This is a genomic window from Pseudorhizobium marinum (genome assembly GCF_000705355.1).
Classification (GTDB): Bacteria; Pseudomonadota; Alphaproteobacteria; order Rhizobiales; family Rhizobiaceae; genus Neorhizobium; species Neorhizobium pelagicum.
In genome coordinates, this window is sequence record NZ_JMQK01000008.1 from 219,445 (window position 1) to 234,178 (window position 14,734).

Consider the following 14,734-nt stretch of genomic DNA (forward strand, 5'->3'; position numbering starts at 1 on the left):
GATTCCTAGCCGAGAAGGTCGCGCGCCGTGCGCATGAGGATGCGGGCGCCGATCGGGATCAGGTCGTCGGGGAAATCGTAATCCGGATTGTGGAGCGCCGGGTGCTTCTCACCGGCGCCGAGATAGAACATCGCCGAGCGCGAGACCGCGCCGAAGCGGCCGAAGTCTTCCGACGCGCGCAGCGCCTCGCCCGGTTCATGGGCCACTCCTTCCGCATCGAGCGCGGCGCGCAGCTTCTCCACCGCATCGGGATGGTTGTCGCAGTGGCTGAAGACCTCGTGATAGCTCGTGTCCAGCGAAAGCCCACCGGCATCGGCCGCCTGCCGCGCCAGCTTCTCGGCGGCATCCACCAGAGCCTGCATCTGGTCGTTGGTCGTGGTGCGCAGCGTCACCCAGAGCTCCGCGTAGCCAGGCGCGATGCCGAAGGCTGGTTCGCCCAGTCGGACATGGCCGACGGTCGCCAGCACCAGATCGTCACCGGCGACGGTGCCGCCGCTCAGATCCGTCAGCGCCGGCATCAGCCCGGCGATCGCCCGCATCGGCGAGGCTCCGGTTTCCGGCATGGAGGCATGCGCGGTCTTGCCGGTCAGCGTGATCTTCAGCCCGCGCGAGGCGCAGTTGGCGATGCCCTCCTTCAGCCAGACATGCCCGAGCGGCAGCCCCGGCAAATTGTGCAGCGAGAAGGAATAGTCCGGCGTGATCTCCGCGAACCGCGGGTCGGCAATCACGGCCGCCGCGCCGGCGCCGGTTTCCTCCGCCGGCTGTAACAGCAGCACGACGCGTCCGCGCTTCGGACGCGCCTTGGCAAAACCTCGGGCAAGTGCGGCGATCGTCGCGGTATGGCCATCGTGGCCACACATATGGCCCTTGCCGGAGAGCCGCGACCGATGCGGGATGTCGGAGATTTCCTCGATCGGCAACGCATCCAGCTCGCAGCGGAAGAGCACCGTCGGCCCCGGCTCGGCGCCGTCGAAGACGGCCGCAACGCCGGTGTCGCCGAGGCCCGAGAGCACCTTGTCGGGCGCCGTCTCGGCCAGGAAGGCAATCACCTCGGCGGCGGTCGCCACCTCCTCGCCGGAGATCTCCGGCATGGCGTGCAGCTTCTGCCGCCAGGCGGTCAGCTCGACGATGTCGTGATTGGTGAGAAACATGGGGCACCTCCGTTACCGGTGCAAAGAGGTAACGGGGTGCGCCCGGCAAGGCAAGCAGCCGGGCGCTGGCGTCAGCCTACCATTCGATGCCGATCTTGCCGAAGTGGGCGCCGCTCTCCTCGTAGCGGAAGGCGTCTGCGAGTTGCTCCAACGGGAACACGCGGTCGATTACCGGACGGAAGATGCCGGTGTCGAGGGCGCGGACAAAGTCCTGCTGGTGCCGGCGGCTGCCGACGATGATGCCAGAAAGCACCGCCTGCTTGCCCATCAGCGCTGCCGTCGGCACCTCGCCGCTGACGCCGGTGAGCACGCCGATCATCGTGATGCGGCCGCCCAGCGCCACCGCCTGGATGGATTGCGCGAGCGTGCCGGGACCGCCGACCTCGACCACGTGATCGACGCCGCGGCCGCCGGTCCAGTCCATCACCTGCTTGCCCCAGTCCTGATGCGTCTTGTAGTTCAGCGTGAACTCCGCGCCCAGTTCCCTGGCCCGCGCCAGCTTCTCGTCCGAGGAGGAGGTGATGGCGACGCGGGCGCCCATGGCGCGGGCGATCTGCAGGGCATAGATCGAGACGCCGCCGGTGCCGAGCGCCAGCACCGTGTCACCCGCCTTCAGCCCGCCGAGCTCCACCAGCGCCCGCCAGGCCGTCAGCCCCGCGGTGGTGATCGTCGCCGCCTCGACATGGGAAAAGCCCTTCGGCGCATGGGTGAAGGCGGTCGCCGGGCGCACCGCGTATTCGGTCGCAAAACCGTCGATGCCGTCGCCGGGGACGCGGGAAAAATTGCCAGAGACCGGCGGTCCATCCTGCCAGTCGGGGAAGAAGCCGGAGACGACATGATCACCCGGGGCAAATTCGCTGACGCCGTCGCCGACGGATTCCACCACGCCGGCGCCGTCGGCCATCAGCACGCGCCCGTCGCTCGGCATCTTGCCGCTCGCCACGCTGTAGTCGTGGAAGTTGATCGAGCTGGCGTGCAGGGCGACGCGGATTTCGCCCGGCCCCGGCTGGCCCGGATCGGGCAGGTCGACGAGCTTCAGGGCGTTCAGTCCGCCCGGGGCGGTGACGATGGCTTTCATGGGGAGGTCCTCAGTCTTGGGGGTGGAGGCCACACCTAGGAGGCGGGGCGGAGATGGACAAGGGGCGCCGCGAAATCTCGCCAGCACCCCTCGCAGGTGTCCGAGCCGATGCCGGCGGCCTCAGTGGTTGAGGCCGCTGACGATCTCGAACATCTTGTCGAGGTTGCCGGTTTCGGCCGCATAGCGCAGCGGCTTGCAGCGCTCGACCACGACCTCTTGCGCATCCGGCTGGTTCGTCAGGATGTCCATCACCTCGGTGATGAAGTCCGTGAGCGGCATGGCTGTCGGGTCATTCGCCTGGCGGTCGCCCATCAGCGTTGTCTGCACGTAGGGCGGCACGATCTCGATCATCTGCACCGGCGTCTCTGCCAGCTGGCGGCGCAGTCCCATCGAGTAGGAATGGATGGCCGCCTTGGTGGCGGAATAGGTGGGCGTCGCGGCCATCGGCACGAAGGCGAGGCCGGAGGAGACGGTGAGGATCGCCGCGTCCTTCTGCTTCAGGAGATGCGGCAGCAGGGCAGCCGTCAGCCGGATCGGGCCGAGCAGATTGGTGGCGATCGTGTCTTCCGCCGTCGCCAGGAAGTCCGGCGCATCCGCAAGCGTCTCGCGCTTCATGATGCCGGCATTGTGGATGACGACATTGATGCCGGGATGTTGCGTGGTCGCTTCATCGGCGAAGGCCTTGATGCTGTCCGCGTCCATCATGTCGACGGTCAGCGCCGCCATTCCGGGATTGGCGGCCGTCACTTCGGCCAGGGCCTCCTGCCGGCGGCCGGAGATGATCACCTGGTTGCCGAGTTGGTGGAAGGCTTCCGCCAGCGCCCGGCCGATGCCGGAACCGCCGCCGGTGATGAGAATGGTATTGCCTGTCGTCTGCATGCGTGTCGTCCTCTCGCTGCTTGTCTGGAGAGAAGATATGGCGCATGCTTACCTTTCGAAAGAAGGCACTTAAGAGTTCCATACGTACCCGAAGGAGAGTGTCTGTGAGCCAAGCGATTGCGGCCGAAAAAACGTCTGATCCAAGCCGCGGGATTCCCGACGAGATCGATCCGGCGATCGAGGCGCTGGTGCGCGGCATCATCGGCCAGGTCGCCGACAAATGGACCATGCTGATCCTCGAGGTGCTGGAGGAACAGGGCACGCTGCGCTTCACGGAGGTGGGCCGGCATGTCGGCGGCATCAGCCAGAAGATGCTGACGAAGACGCTGCGCGACATGGAGCGCGACGGCCTCGTCTCACGCACCGTCCACCCGGTCATCCCGCCGCATGTGGACTATACGCTGACCGACCTCGGCCACAGCCTCGGCGAGGCCTTCTGCGGCGTCTGGATCTGGGCGGAGAAGCACCACGCGACGATCGAGGCGGCACGGACGGCGTTTGCGGCGCGGACGGGAAGGGGCTGACAGCTATCGTTGCCCACAAGCCAGAGCGTTGCCACAGGTTACAAACTTTGCCATCATCCGTAACAGACGAGGTGTCCCGCCATGGCGACGATGAACGTATCCCTTCCGGAGAAAATGAAGGATTGGGCCGAGGACCAGGCACGATCCGGCGGCTATTCGAACGTGAGCGATTATGTCCGCGACTTGATCCGACGCGATCAGGAGCGGTCCGAAAAGGTCGCCGCCATGCAACGGCTGGTCGATGAAGGCCTGGCAAGCGGCCTTGGGGGCCGCTCGGCGGCCGCATTGTTCGATGAGGCGAAGACGCGGGCTCAAGGCACGGGGCGCTGATCGTGGGCTTCCGCCTTTCTCTCGAGGCGGAAGAAGACATCGTCCGTATTGCCGAACACGGCATCCTATCCTTCGGCGAGGCTCAGGCTAAGCGCTATCACCAGGAACTTTTCACGCTGATGGCGCTGATCGCCGACCATCCGCACATGGCGCGGGAGCGTCGTGAGATCGTCCCGCCGGTCCGCATACAGCCGTTCAAGGCGCATCTCGTCGTCTACCTGATCGAAGATGATGGCGAGGTTCTTGTGCTTCGCGTACGGCACGCACATGAGAACTGGGATAGCGAGGAGACGTGATCCCCCTCACACCTTCTCCACGAACCCGTCCAGCACCCGCTTCTGCCCGGCCTTGTCGAAATCGATCGTCAGCTTGTTGCCTTCGATCGTCACCACATTGCCGTTGCCGAACTTGATGTGGAAGACGCGGTCGCCGAGGGTGAATTTCGACGGGGTGTCGGCCACGGATTTGGCCACCAGCTCGCCGTCGATGGTGCGCCCGCGCGGGCCGCTCTCGCCATAGCCAATGCGCTCCACCGCGTGGCCGGAGCGCGAGCCCCAGTTGTCGCGGGTGGCATCGGTCTTGTTGGCCTGGGCGCGTTTCCAGCCGGGGGTGCCATAGCTGTTGGCAAAGGGCTCGGCCTTGTCGAAGCGCGACTGACCGTAGCCGCCGCGACCGCCGCCATAGCCGCCGTAGCTCGTGTCGGAGGCGGCGACGTCGACATGGGCCTGCGGCAGCTCGTCGAGGAAGCGCGACGGCAGCGTCGACTGCCAGAGACCGTGGATGCGGCGGTTGGAGACGAACCAGATATGGCAGCGGCGCTTGGCGCGGGTGATGCCGACATAGGCGAGGCGACGTTCCTCCTCCAGCCCCGAGCGGCCGCCTTCGTCGAGCGACCGCTGGTGCGGAAACAGGCCTTCCTCCCAGCCGGGCAGGAAGACGGTCTCGAACTCCAGGCCCTTGGCGGAATGCAGCGTCATGATCGAGACGGCGTCGAGGTCTTCGTTCTGCTCGGCGTCCATCACCAGCGAGACATGCTCCAGGAAGCCGCGCATGGACTCGAAGGCCTCCATGGAGCGGATCAGCTCCTTCAGGTTTTCGAGCCGCCCGGGGGCTTCGGCCGACTTGTCGTTCTTCCACATGTCGGTGTAGCCGGACTCCTCGAGGATCTGCTCGGCAAGCTCGACATGCGGAGTCTTTTCAAGCCTTTCCTGCCAGTTCCTGAAGCTTTGAATCACGTCGAACAGCGCCTTGCGCGCCTTCGGCTTCAGCTCGTCTGTCTCGATGATGTCGGTCGCGGCCGCCAGCATCGGGATGTCGCGGGCGCGGGCATAGTCGTGCAGATTGCGGATCGTCGTGTCGCCCAGGCCGCGCTTCGGCGTATTGACGATGCGCTCGAAGGCGAGGTCGTCGGCCGGCTGGCAGACGAGCCGGAAGTAGGCCATGGCATCGCGGATCTCGAGCCGCTCGTAGAAGCGCGGGCCGCCGATGACGCGGTAGTTGAGGCCGAGCGTCACGAAGCGGTCTTCGAACTCGCGCATCTGGAAGGAGGCGCGCACCAGGATCGCCATGTCGTTCAGCGCATGCTTCTTGCCGTCGGCGTCGCCGCGCTGCAGCCGCTCGATCTCCTCGCCGAGCGCGCGGGCTTCCTCTTCACTGTCCCAGGCGGCGTGCACCTGCACCTTCTCGTCGTCCGGATTTACCCGGTCGGTGAACAGCGTCTTGCCCAGACGCCCCTCGTTGTGGGCGATCAGATGGCCGGCGGCGCCGAGGATGTGTTCGGTCGAGCGGTAGTTGCGCTCCAGCTTGATGACGCGGGCGCCCAGGAAATCCTTTTCGAAGCGCAGGATGTTGTCGACCTCGGCGCCGCGCCAGCCGTAGATCGACTGGTCGTCGTCGCCCACGCAGCAGACGTTCTGCGGCACATCCTTCGGCCGCTGGGCGAGCAGCCGCAGCCACATGTACTGGGCGGTGTTGGTGTCCTGATACTCGTCGACGAGGATGTAGCGAAAGCGGCCGTGGTATTCCTTGAGGATATCCGGATGGGCGCGGAAGATGGCGATCGGATGCAGTAGCAGATCGCCGAAATCGCAGGCGTTCAGCGTGCGCAGCCGCGCCTGATAGGCGGCATAGAGCTCGCGGCCCTTGCCGTTGGCGAAGGCGCGCGCGTCGCCTTCGGGAATGTCCTTCGGCGTCAGCCCCTTGTTCTTCCAGCCGTCGATCATGCCGGCGAACTGGCGGGCCGGCCAGCGCTTGTCGTCCAGACCCTCGGCCTGGATCAGCTGCTTGATCAGCCGGATCACGTCGTCGGTGTCGAGAATGGTGAAATCGGAGCGCAGGCCGGCGAGCTCCGCGTGGCGGCGCAGGATCTTGACGCCGATCGAGTGGAAGGTGCCGAGCCACGGCATGCCCTCGACGGCGCCCCCGACGAGCACGCCGATGCGCTCCTTCATCTCGCGCGCCGCCTTGTTGGTGAAGGTGACGGCGAGGATCTGGCTTGGATAGGCGCGGTTGGTGGCCAGGATATGGGCGATGCGGGTGGTCAGCACGCGCGTCTTGCCGGTGCCGGCGCCGGCCAGCACCAGCACGGGACCGTCGAGCGCCTCGACGGCCTCGCGCTGTTCCGGGTTGAGGCCGGAGAGATAGTCGGGAACGCTGCGGCTCTGGTCGCGGGCGGCCATGGCGCGGGCGGCGATGCCCAACCCACCTGGAGCAGGGGCAGCGGACGCCGAGGGGGCCGGCTGCGACGGGCGGCGGGGTTCCGGCTCCTCGTCGAAGAACGGAATATCGTCGAAACTGTTACTCATGCGGCCAATGTAGTGATTCGGACTCGAAAGGCCAGAAAAGATGTTCTGCTTTCATTCCAGTCGCGCCCTATCGGTGGTCAAAAAGCGGGCGGATCGCCTCTGTCCTTCCGCTGCCGGCTGCCTATGTCGGCTGCATGCAGTGGTCGGCGACGCTGACATTTGCGTGAAATGTCGCGACGTTACAAATCCGTAAGGATGCGGCCCGGGTATTGCATGTATAATCCCGCAACCAGTAATTTTCGCCAATTGATTTTCGGCCCCCGGGCCCTCCACCGGAGACCTTCATGCGCATTTGGAAACAGCTCCTGCTGAGTATCGTCCTTCTCGTCGGAGCCCTCTGTCTCTGGGTCTATCTGGTGCCGAGCGCCGGCGATACGCTGGCGAAGGCCGGCGTGCCGGCCACCTGGATCGCCGCCGTCCGCCCGGAAACGGCCAGTGCGCCCGCCGAGGGCGAGGGCGCGCCCCGCGGCGGCCAGGCCGGCCGCAGACAGGGGGGCGGGCAGGGGACGCTGATTGCCACGCGCCCGGTCGAGATCGGCACCGTCAACGACCGGCTGAGCGCCATCGGCGACGGCGAGGCGATCCAGTCCGTCGTGGTGATGCCGCAGGCCACCGGCACGATCGAGGAGATCATGGTCTCCTCCGGCGACCGCGTGACGAAGGGGCAGGTCCTGGCTCGCCTCGACGACGACGAGCAGACCATCCTGCGCGACCAGGCGCAGGTCCTCCTGCGCAGTGCCAGCGAAAAGGCCTCCTCCTACCGCAATGCCCGCAGCTTCTCGCGTCTGGAAGTGCTCGACGCCCAGATCGCCGAGGAAACCGCGCAGCTCGATCTGACCAATGCCGAGCTTGCCCTGAATCGCCGGTCGATCGTCGCGCCGATCGACGGCATCGTCGGCATCGTCGCGGTCAATATCGGCGACAACGTCACCACCACCAGCAATGTCGTGTCGATCGACAATCGTTCGGAGCTGCTCGTCGACTTCTGGGCGCCGGAGCGCTTCGCCGTTGCCGTGAAGCCCGGCATGCCGGTCGAGGCGAGCTCGGTGTCGCGGCCGGGCGAGGTGTTCAACGGCACGGTCGAGGCCGTCGACAACCGCGTCGATCCCGCCAGCCGCACGATCCGCATCCGCGCCAAGATCCCGAACGGCGACGACGCGCTGCGCGCCGGCATGTCGTTCAACGTCACCATGCGCTTCGAAGGCGAGCGCTTCCCCGCCGTCGATCCGCTGGCGGTGCAGTGGGACAGCCAGGGCTCCTTCGTCTGGCAGGTTCGCGAGGACAAGTCGATGAAGACGCGCGTTCGCATCATCCAGCGCAATCCGGATCTGGTGCTCGTGGAGGCCGAACTTGCCGAAGGCGACAGCGTCGTGACCGAGGGCCTGCAGCGCGTGCGGGAAGGTGGCACCGTGCGCATTGCCGGCCAGCCGGCACCGGAGGTCGCCAGCAAATGAGCCAGGACGAGACGCAGAACCCCACGCAGGGCGATTCCTCGCAGACCTTTACCGCACTCTTCGTGCGCCGGCCTATCCTGGCCGCGGTCCTCAACACGCTGCTCGTCGTCGCCGGCCTTGCCGCGCTCTTCGGCATCGAGGTGCGCGAACTGCCGGACGTCGACCAGCCGGTCATCACCGTGCGCACCGATTACGACGGTGCCTCCGCCCAGACCATGGACCAGGAGGTCACCGAGATCATCGAGGGCGCGGTCGCCCGCGTCAGCGGCCTCAGCAAGATCTCGTCCTCCTCGCAGTTCGGCTCCAGCCGCGTCACCCTCGAGTTCAACGATACCGCCGATCTGGCCGTAGCCGCCAACGACGTGCGCGATGCGCTCGGCCGGGTCACCAACCAGCTTCCCGACGATGTCGACGAACCGCGCATCATCAAGGCGGATTCCGACTCGCAGCCGATCATGCGGCTTGCCGTCACCTCCACCACGCTCAGCATGGAAGACCTGACGCTGCTCGTCGACAACGAGATCTCCGACCGCCTCGCGGCCGTGGAAGGCGTGGCCGACGTGGAACTCTACGGTGACCAGGAGAAGGTCTTCCGCATCGACGTCGACCAGGGCGCTCTCGCCAGCCGCGGCCTGACGGTCGCGGATGTGTCGGAGGCGCTGTCCACGGCGGCCCTCGACGTGCCGGCCGGGTCGCTGGAATCCAGCACCCAGGACATCGTCGTGCGCGCCACCGCCAATCTGACGACGCCGGAAGACTTCGAGAACGTCCTGCTGCGCGACAACATCAGGCTGCGCGACGTCGCCACCGTCATGCTCGGCGCCGACGACGGCACCACGGCGCTGCGCTCCAACGGCGTGCAGGGCGTCGGCCTCGGCATCCTGCGACAGGCCCAGTCCAACACGCTCAGCATCTCGCAGGGCGTCGAGGCGGCCGTTGCCGATCTTGCCGGAACGCTTCCGGAAGGCACGCGGCTGGCCATCACCAGCAATGACGCCGTCTTCATCGACGGCGCGCTGCACGAGGTGGAGATCGCGCTGGCGATCTCCGGCACCGTCGTGATCGCCGTCATCTTCCTCTTCCTGCGCGACTGGCGGGCGACGCTCATTCCGGCGCTGACCATGCCGGTCGCCCTGATCGGCACGCTGGTCGCCGTCTATCTGGTCGGCTTCTCGATCAACATCCTGACGCTGCTTGCCATCGTTCTCGCCACCGGTCTCGTCGTCGACGATGCCATCGTGGTGCTGGAAAACATCGTGCGACGACGATCCGAAGGCATGGGACCGCGGGCGGCCGCCGTACTCGGCACGCAGGAGGTGTTCTTCGCTGTGCTGGCGACCACGGCGACGCTTGCCGCCGTCTTCATTCCTCTGTCCTTCCTTCCCGGCCAGATGGGCGGCCTGTTCCGCGAGTTCGGCTTCGTGCTGGCCTTCGCCGTGGCGCTGTCGTCGGTGACGGCGCTGACGCTCTGCCCGATGCTCGCCTCGCGCATGCTGACGAAGCCGATGAAGGAAGATCACGGGGCGCTCGGGCGCTTCGGCACCAGGGTCGCCGAACTCTACCGCGTCACGCTGCGCGTCTGCCTCAACGCGCCGGCGGTGGTGATCGTCGTGTCGATCATCGTCTCGGCCGCCGCCTACCTCGCCTTCACCCAGGTCCAGAGCGAGCTGACGCCGCAGGAAGACCGCGCCATGGTGATGATGCGTGCCAGCGCGCCGGAGGGCGTCAGCCTCGAATACACCCGCGACAAGCTGCAGCAGATCGAGGAGAGGCTGCAGCCGCTGGTGGATTCGGGCGAGGTCTCCAACGTCTTCTCCATCTCCGGCTTCGGCAGCTCCACCAACAGCGGCTTCATGGTGCTGACGCTGGCGCCCTGGGGCGAGCGGGAGCGCAGCCAGAACGAGATCGTCCAGGACATCAATGCGGCCGCCGCCGAAGTGCCGGCGCTGCGCGGCTTTGCCATCCAGCAGAACAGCCTGCGCATCCGCGGCGCCGGCAACGGCCTGCAGATGGCCATGGTCGGCTCCACGCACGAACAGCTCACCGAAGCGACGATCAAGCTGGTCGATGCCCTGCGCGACAGCGGCCTCTTCGAGACGCCGCGTCTCAACGACGAGCCGACCCAGGCGCAGATTTCCGTCAGCATCAACCGCGAGCGGGCCTCCGATCTCGGCATCGACATCACCAGCCTCGGCACATCGCTGCAGGCGCTGCTCGAGGGCCGGTCGATCGTCGACGTCTTCGTCGACGGCGAGGCGATCCCGGTGAAGCTCGCCTCGACGACGCGCCCGATCGACGATCCGACGGATCTGGAGAACATTTTCCTGAAGGCACAGGACGGCCGCATGGTGCCGATGTCGACGGTCGCGACCCTGGAAGAGGTGGCGGTTGCGCCGGAATTGAACCGCGAAGACCAGCTTGCCGCCGTCTCCTTCTCGGCCAACCTGCGCGACGGCGTGTCGCTCGGCCAGGCGGTCCAGGTCGCCACCGAGCTTGCCGCGCCGCTTCTTCCGGCGGGCGCCCGGCTGATGCCGCTTGCCGAGGCGGCGACGCTCGACGAGAACTCGAACGGCATGCTGCTGACCTTCGGCTTTGCGATCGCCATCATCTTCCTGGTGCTGGCGGCGCAGTTCGAAAGCGTCATCTCGGCGCTGATCATCATGTCGACGGTGCCGCTGGGGCTTGCCTGCGCCGTGTTTGCCCTGGTGATCACGGGCTCCAGCCTCAACGTCTACAGCCAGATCGGGCTCGTGCTGCTGGTCGGGGTGATGGCGAAGAACGGCATCCTGATCGTCGAGTTCGCCAACCAGCTGCGCGACCGCGGCGAGGGCGTGCGCGAGGCGATCGAGAATGCCTGCAGCGTGCGCCTGCGTCCGGTGATGATGACGATGATCGCGACCGTGATCGGCGGCCTGCCGCTGGTGCTGGCCCAGGGCGCCGGCGCCGAGGCCCGCATCGCGCTCGGCTGGGTCATCGTCGGCGGTCTCGGCATGGCGACGCTCGTCACCCTCTACATCACCCCCGTCGCCTATCTGCTGCTCGCCCGCTTCTCCAAGCCGCATGTGCATGAGGAGCAGCGCTTCCACGCGGAGCTGGCGGTTGCCCGCCAGCGGCAGGCGAACGAAGACGAGCGGCCGCTGCTGGCGGCGGAGTGACTACCGCCGACGCCTGCGCGTCCTTGCGAGGGTAAACAGCTTCCAGCCCAGGATGCCGGCAACGAGCGCGGACACGATGAACCACGTCAGGCTGCCCAGCAACTCCGACAACATTTCCACGCTTCGGCTGAAGGTCACGCCGAGGGCGAGGTAGCCTGCGACCCAGACCGCTTCCCCGAGAAGCCCAAAGAGCGAGAACCGGGCCCAGGAATAGCCGGTCATGCCCGCCACCAGATTGATCCACGGTCCCATGGGGCTGAGCAGCCAGCGGCTCAGGAAGATTCCGAGATCCCCCCAGCGGGTCTCGAAGCGCTCCGCCTTCTGGAGGGTTGCGGCAAGCCAGCCTTGCTCCGTGCTCGCCCTGACCCTTGACCGGCCGGTGTGACCGATCAGGTAGCCGAGCTGGTCGCCGACGACCGAGCCGGCCAGACCGGCAAGGAAGAAGGGCAGGGCCTCGATCTCCCCCTGGTCCACCAGGGAGCCGACGGCCATCATCACCAGGGCGGCGGGAACGGGAACGGCAAGACAGCTCGCCATCAGGATCAGCGCGAGAGCGAGGCTCCCTCCCGTGTTGACGAACTGGAGAAGCTGATCCGTCACCTTGCGGCCTCGCCGTTCGGGCGCTTCGCCGTGTCGGCGGCGATCGCCCGCTCGAGATCTGCCCTGACGTCTGCGAAAGCTCTGCCCTGGTCCTTGGCGATATCCGCCAGCGGACGGCGGTCCGGCTGTCCCACCGGCAGGCCGATCGCCTCCTGGAGGATTTGCGGCGGTACATCGTGCGAATGGGCGACATAGCCGATCCACATCCAGTCCTCGATGGGCTCCAGACGATGGGCGGACCAGTAGGTTGCATGGACTGCGAACCGCACCGCAAAGAAACCCGCGGCACCCAGTGCAGCGGCAAAGGCGATGGCAAGGGCGAATAGAACCCTGCGGGGATGTCGTGTGGTCACGTGACGTTCTCTCGATGTGCCGCCAACCTGCCACGGACGGCTGCCTGTTGTCGATCTGTCCGGATGCGGGGACGCCGCTCGCCATCACCCGAGGCGGCCAGGGCGGGCCGCACCGCAAGCCGATCCTTGGCGAGTCCAGCTTCGCCCGTCCGCCTCAGGATCAAGCGCATCTGCGGCGCCCCACCAAAAAAACGCACCCCACCCACCAAAAATCAACCACTTACCCCCATCCAGATTCACCTCCCGCAAACCCATGCCCATAATCCCCCCGTTCCGCTCTCGGATACACCGGCAGGCGTGCCGGCGAGGTGGGGCCGGCGCCGGTGGTGGAGAAACGACGTAAGTCTCCATCCTCGGGGTTCGCGGAAAATGGTCTCCCTCCGGCGACACGGGGAGAGGCGCGGGCTTTCGGACCGGCCCCCGTCTCTTGAAGCCCGAAAGAGCGCGCCGGGCGTGCCTGTGCGGCACACAGGGGGGTCGACGAGGATGGTGTCGCCGGACGGTGTGTCTGTCGTCTCGACGAGCGTTCGGCGAAGGCGCCGTAAGTGTTGGCGGTAAATCGGTCCGCCCGTGCTTCGGAAGGCCAGACGAACACCGCCTCGAAGACCCTTGCAGAGGGACCGAAGTCGCGGGCAACAACCGCCGAACGGGGTGCTGAGAGGTGCCACATAAAACTAAACTTACGAGGCAGCTTTCAGCGCCCCGTCCGAATTTTGAAAATTCCACCGATCGCCAAGGGAGGATTCTGTGCTGTTTCTGAGCTTGCGGCTTGCTCTCATCCGCCCTGCCGGGCCACTTCTCCGGCCTTTGCTTCGGCTCAGGGCGGATGAGGGGTAGCCTCGGCGCCGAAGGCCGCATCCCACACCGGCCGCATCTTGTCGCAGCCTCGCCTGACCGGTTCACCGTTCTGGACAAACGCCCGGCTGGCGCTTACCCACTCTGTCGACAGTACTGCGGGAGAGAGTGATCATGGCATTGAAGGACGTTCGGTCGGGACAACGCAACGAGCAGGGGATCGAGATGGTCCTCGGTCTCCTGAAGCAGCAGTTCGGCGAGCGCTTCCAGACGGGGCAGGCGTTTCGCGAGCAGCACGCCCATACCACGACCTATCTGCCGTCGCAGCTTCCCGACGGCGTCGTCTTCGTCGAAACCGCCGAGGACGTGAAGGCGGTGGTCGCGGCCTGCGCGGCGCACAAGGTGCCGGTGATTGCCTTCGGCACGGGCTCCTCGCTCGAAGGCCAGGTGAACGCGCCGAGCGGCGGCATCTCGATCGATTTCTCCCGCATGAACCGCGTGCTCCAGATCAACGCCGAAGACCTCGACGTGGTGGTGGAGCCCGGCGTCACCCGCGAGCAGCTGAACACGGAGCTGCGCGACACCGGCCTGTTCTTCCCGATCGACCCCGGCGCCAATGCCTCGATCGGTGGCATGGCGGCGACGCGGGCTTCCGGCACGAATGCGGTGCGCTACGGCACGATGAAGGACAATGTCCTTGCGCTGACCGTGGTGACGGCGAACGGCGAAGAGATCCGCACCGCCCAGCGGGCGCGAAAATCCTCCGCCGGCTACGACCTCACCCGGCTCTTCGTCGGATCGGAAGGAACGCTCGGCGTCATCACCTCGGTGACGCTGCGGCTGCAGGGCATTCCGGAAAAGATCGGCGGCGGCGTCTGCGCCTTTCCGTCGGTGAAGGCGGCCTGCGACGCCGTGATTCTGACGGTCCAGATGGGCATTCCGGTCGCCCGCATCGAACTGCTCGACGAGATGCAGATGCGCGCCTGCAACGCCTATTCCGGGCTCTCCTATGCGGAGAAGCCGACGCTCTTCGTCGAATTCCACGGCACGGAGCAGACGGTGGCGCTGCAGGCCGAGCAGTTTACCGAGATCGCCACGGAATGCGGCGGCGACAGCTTCAGCTTCACCGCCAATGCCGAGGAGCGCAGCCGCCTGTGGAAGGCCCGCCACGACGCCTATTGGGCGTCGCGGGCGCTGGCGCCGCATCTGAACGGCCTGTCGACGGACGTCTGCGTGCCGATCTCGCGGCTGGCGGACTGCGTCGTCGAGACCCAGGCGGACATCCGGGAGCACGGCTATCTGGCGCCGATCGTCGGCCATGCGGGCGACGGAAACTTCCATGTACTGATCCTGTTCGACGACAAGGACCCGGCGGATGTGGCGCGCGCCGAGGCCTTCGTGGCGCGGCTCAACACCCGGGCGCTTGCCATGGGCGGGACTTGTACGGGCGAACACGGCATCGGCCAGGGCAAGATGAGCTTCCTGGAGCAGGAGCTTGGCGGCGCGGTCGATCTGATGCGATCGATCAAGAAAGGGCTCGATCCGGAGAATATCTTCAACCCCGGAAAGATCTTCCCGATGACGATGTCGCTCCCCAATGCTTGACTTGCC

The 14,734-nt window shown here is 66.4% G+C and carries 12 protein-coding genes; 6 read left to right on the forward strand and 6 right to left on the reverse strand.

The features are described 5' to 3' along the window. Positions 1–5 precede the first annotated feature (5 nt). The 3 genes from EO99_RS0111905 to EO99_RS0111915 form a co-directional block, all read right to left on the reverse strand. Entirely contained in the window at positions 6–1,151 is a 1,146-nt protein-coding gene (locus EO99_RS0111905; protein ID WP_029618866.1) for an amidohydrolase, read from the reverse strand. 76 nt (positions 1,152–1,227) lie between these two features. Then, a complete protein-coding gene (locus tag EO99_RS0111910) occupies positions 1,228–2,229 on the reverse strand; it encodes a zinc-dependent alcohol dehydrogenase family protein (protein WP_029618867.1) in 1,002 nt (333 codons plus the stop codon). A gap of 120 nt (positions 2,230–2,349) precedes the next feature. Continuing rightward, positions 2,350–3,108, reverse strand: a complete 759-nt coding sequence (locus EO99_RS0111915; protein ID WP_029618868.1) for an SDR family oxidoreductase — start codon at positions 3,106–3,108, stop codon at positions 2,350–2,352. Between the two features lie 104 nt (positions 3,109–3,212). On the opposite strand from EO99_RS0111915, the gene EO99_RS0111920 reads away from it, so the two are divergent. The 3 genes from EO99_RS0111920 to EO99_RS0111930 all read left to right on the forward strand — a co-directional run bounded on the left by EO99_RS0111920 (position 3,213) and on the right by EO99_RS0111930 (position 4,258). After that, positions 3,213–3,632: a winged helix-turn-helix transcriptional regulator gene (locus EO99_RS0111920; RefSeq protein WP_051679817.1), complete on the forward strand. Its 420-nt coding sequence runs from the start codon at positions 3,213–3,215 to the stop codon at positions 3,630–3,632. Positions 3,633–3,713: 81 nt separating this feature from the next. Then, complete coding sequence (locus EO99_RS0111925; protein ID WP_029618870.1) at positions 3,714–3,962, forward strand: type II toxin-antitoxin system ParD family antitoxin; 249 nt, start codon at positions 3,714–3,716, stop codon at positions 3,960–3,962. A gap of 2 nt (positions 3,963–3,964) precedes the next feature. After that, entirely contained in the window at positions 3,965–4,258 is a 294-nt protein-coding gene (locus EO99_RS0111930) for a type II toxin-antitoxin system RelE/ParE family toxin (RefSeq protein WP_029618871.1), read from the forward strand. 6 nt (positions 4,259–4,264) lie between these two features. Here the strand turns inward: EO99_RS0111930 and EO99_RS0111935 are convergent, their stop codons facing one another. Next, positions 4,265–6,766 carry an ATP-dependent helicase gene (locus EO99_RS0111935; RefSeq protein WP_029618872.1) on the reverse strand — a complete coding sequence of 834 codons (2,502 nt, stop codon included), beginning with the start codon at positions 6,764–6,766 and terminating at the stop codon, positions 4,265–4,267. Positions 6,767–7,050: 284 nt separating this feature from the next. On the opposite strand from EO99_RS0111935, the gene EO99_RS0111940 reads away from it, so the two are divergent. Both EO99_RS0111940 and EO99_RS0111945 read left to right on the forward strand, forming a co-directional pair. Beyond that, a complete protein-coding gene (locus tag EO99_RS0111940; protein ID WP_029618873.1) occupies positions 7,051–8,220 on the forward strand; it encodes an efflux RND transporter periplasmic adaptor subunit in 1,170 nt (389 codons plus the stop codon). Further along, positions 8,217–11,375, forward strand: coding sequence for an efflux RND transporter permease subunit (locus EO99_RS0111945; protein WP_029618874.1), 3,159 nt, complete (start codon positions 8,217–8,219; stop codon positions 11,373–11,375). The genes EO99_RS0111940 and EO99_RS0111945 overlap by 4 nt, the downstream gene beginning before the upstream one ends. Here the strand turns inward: EO99_RS0111945 and EO99_RS27810 are convergent, their stop codons facing one another. Both EO99_RS27810 and EO99_RS27815 read right to left on the reverse strand, forming a co-directional pair. After that, positions 11,376–11,975, reverse strand: coding sequence for a DedA family protein (locus tag EO99_RS27810; RefSeq protein WP_029618875.1), 600 nt, complete (start codon positions 11,973–11,975; stop codon positions 11,376–11,378). It lies immediately after the preceding gene. Continuing rightward, positions 11,972–12,328 (reverse strand): hypothetical protein, encoded by a 357-nt coding sequence (locus EO99_RS27815; RefSeq protein WP_051679818.1) that lies wholly within the window; start codon positions 12,326–12,328, stop codon positions 11,972–11,974. Before EO99_RS27815 ends, EO99_RS27810 begins: the two co-directional genes overlap by 4 nt. A 969-nt stretch (positions 12,329–13,297) precedes the next feature. On the opposite strand from EO99_RS27815, the gene EO99_RS0111960 reads away from it, so the two are divergent. Further along, positions 13,298–14,728 carry an FAD-binding oxidoreductase gene (locus EO99_RS0111960; RefSeq protein WP_029618877.1) on the forward strand — a complete coding sequence of 477 codons (1,431 nt, stop codon included), beginning with the start codon at positions 13,298–13,300 and terminating at the stop codon, positions 14,726–14,728. The last annotated feature ends 6 nt before the right edge of the window (positions 14,729–14,734 follow it).

Excerpts from the sequence above, each read along its gene's own strand:
- EO99_RS0111935 (WP_029618872.1), bottom strand. The coding sequence starts at position 6,766 with ATGAGTAACAGTTTCGACGATATTCCGTTCTTCGACGAGGAGCCGGAA.
- EO99_RS0111945 (WP_029618874.1), top strand. The coding sequence starts at position 8,217 with ATGAGCCAGGACGAGACGCAGAACCCCACGCAGGGCGATTCCTCGCAG.
- EO99_RS0111905 (WP_029618866.1), bottom strand. The coding sequence starts at position 1,151 with ATGTTTCTCACCAATCACGACATCGTCGAGCTGACCGCCTGGCGGCAG.
- EO99_RS0111910 (WP_029618867.1), bottom strand. The coding sequence starts at position 2,229 with ATGAAAGCCATCGTCACCGCCCCGGGCGGACTGAACGCCCTGAAGCTC.
- EO99_RS0111915 (WP_029618868.1), bottom strand. The coding sequence starts at position 3,108 with ATGCAGACGACAGGCAATACCATTCTCATCACCGGCGGCGGTTCCGGC.
- EO99_RS0111925 (WP_029618870.1), top strand. The coding sequence starts at position 3,714 with ATGGCGACGATGAACGTATCCCTTCCGGAGAAAATGAAGGATTGGGCC.
- EO99_RS0111960 (WP_029618877.1), top strand. The coding sequence starts at position 13,298 with ATGGCATTGAAGGACGTTCGGTCGGGACAACGCAACGAGCAGGGGATC.
- EO99_RS0111940 (WP_029618873.1), top strand. The coding sequence starts at position 7,051 with ATGCGCATTTGGAAACAGCTCCTGCTGAGTATCGTCCTTCTCGTCGGA.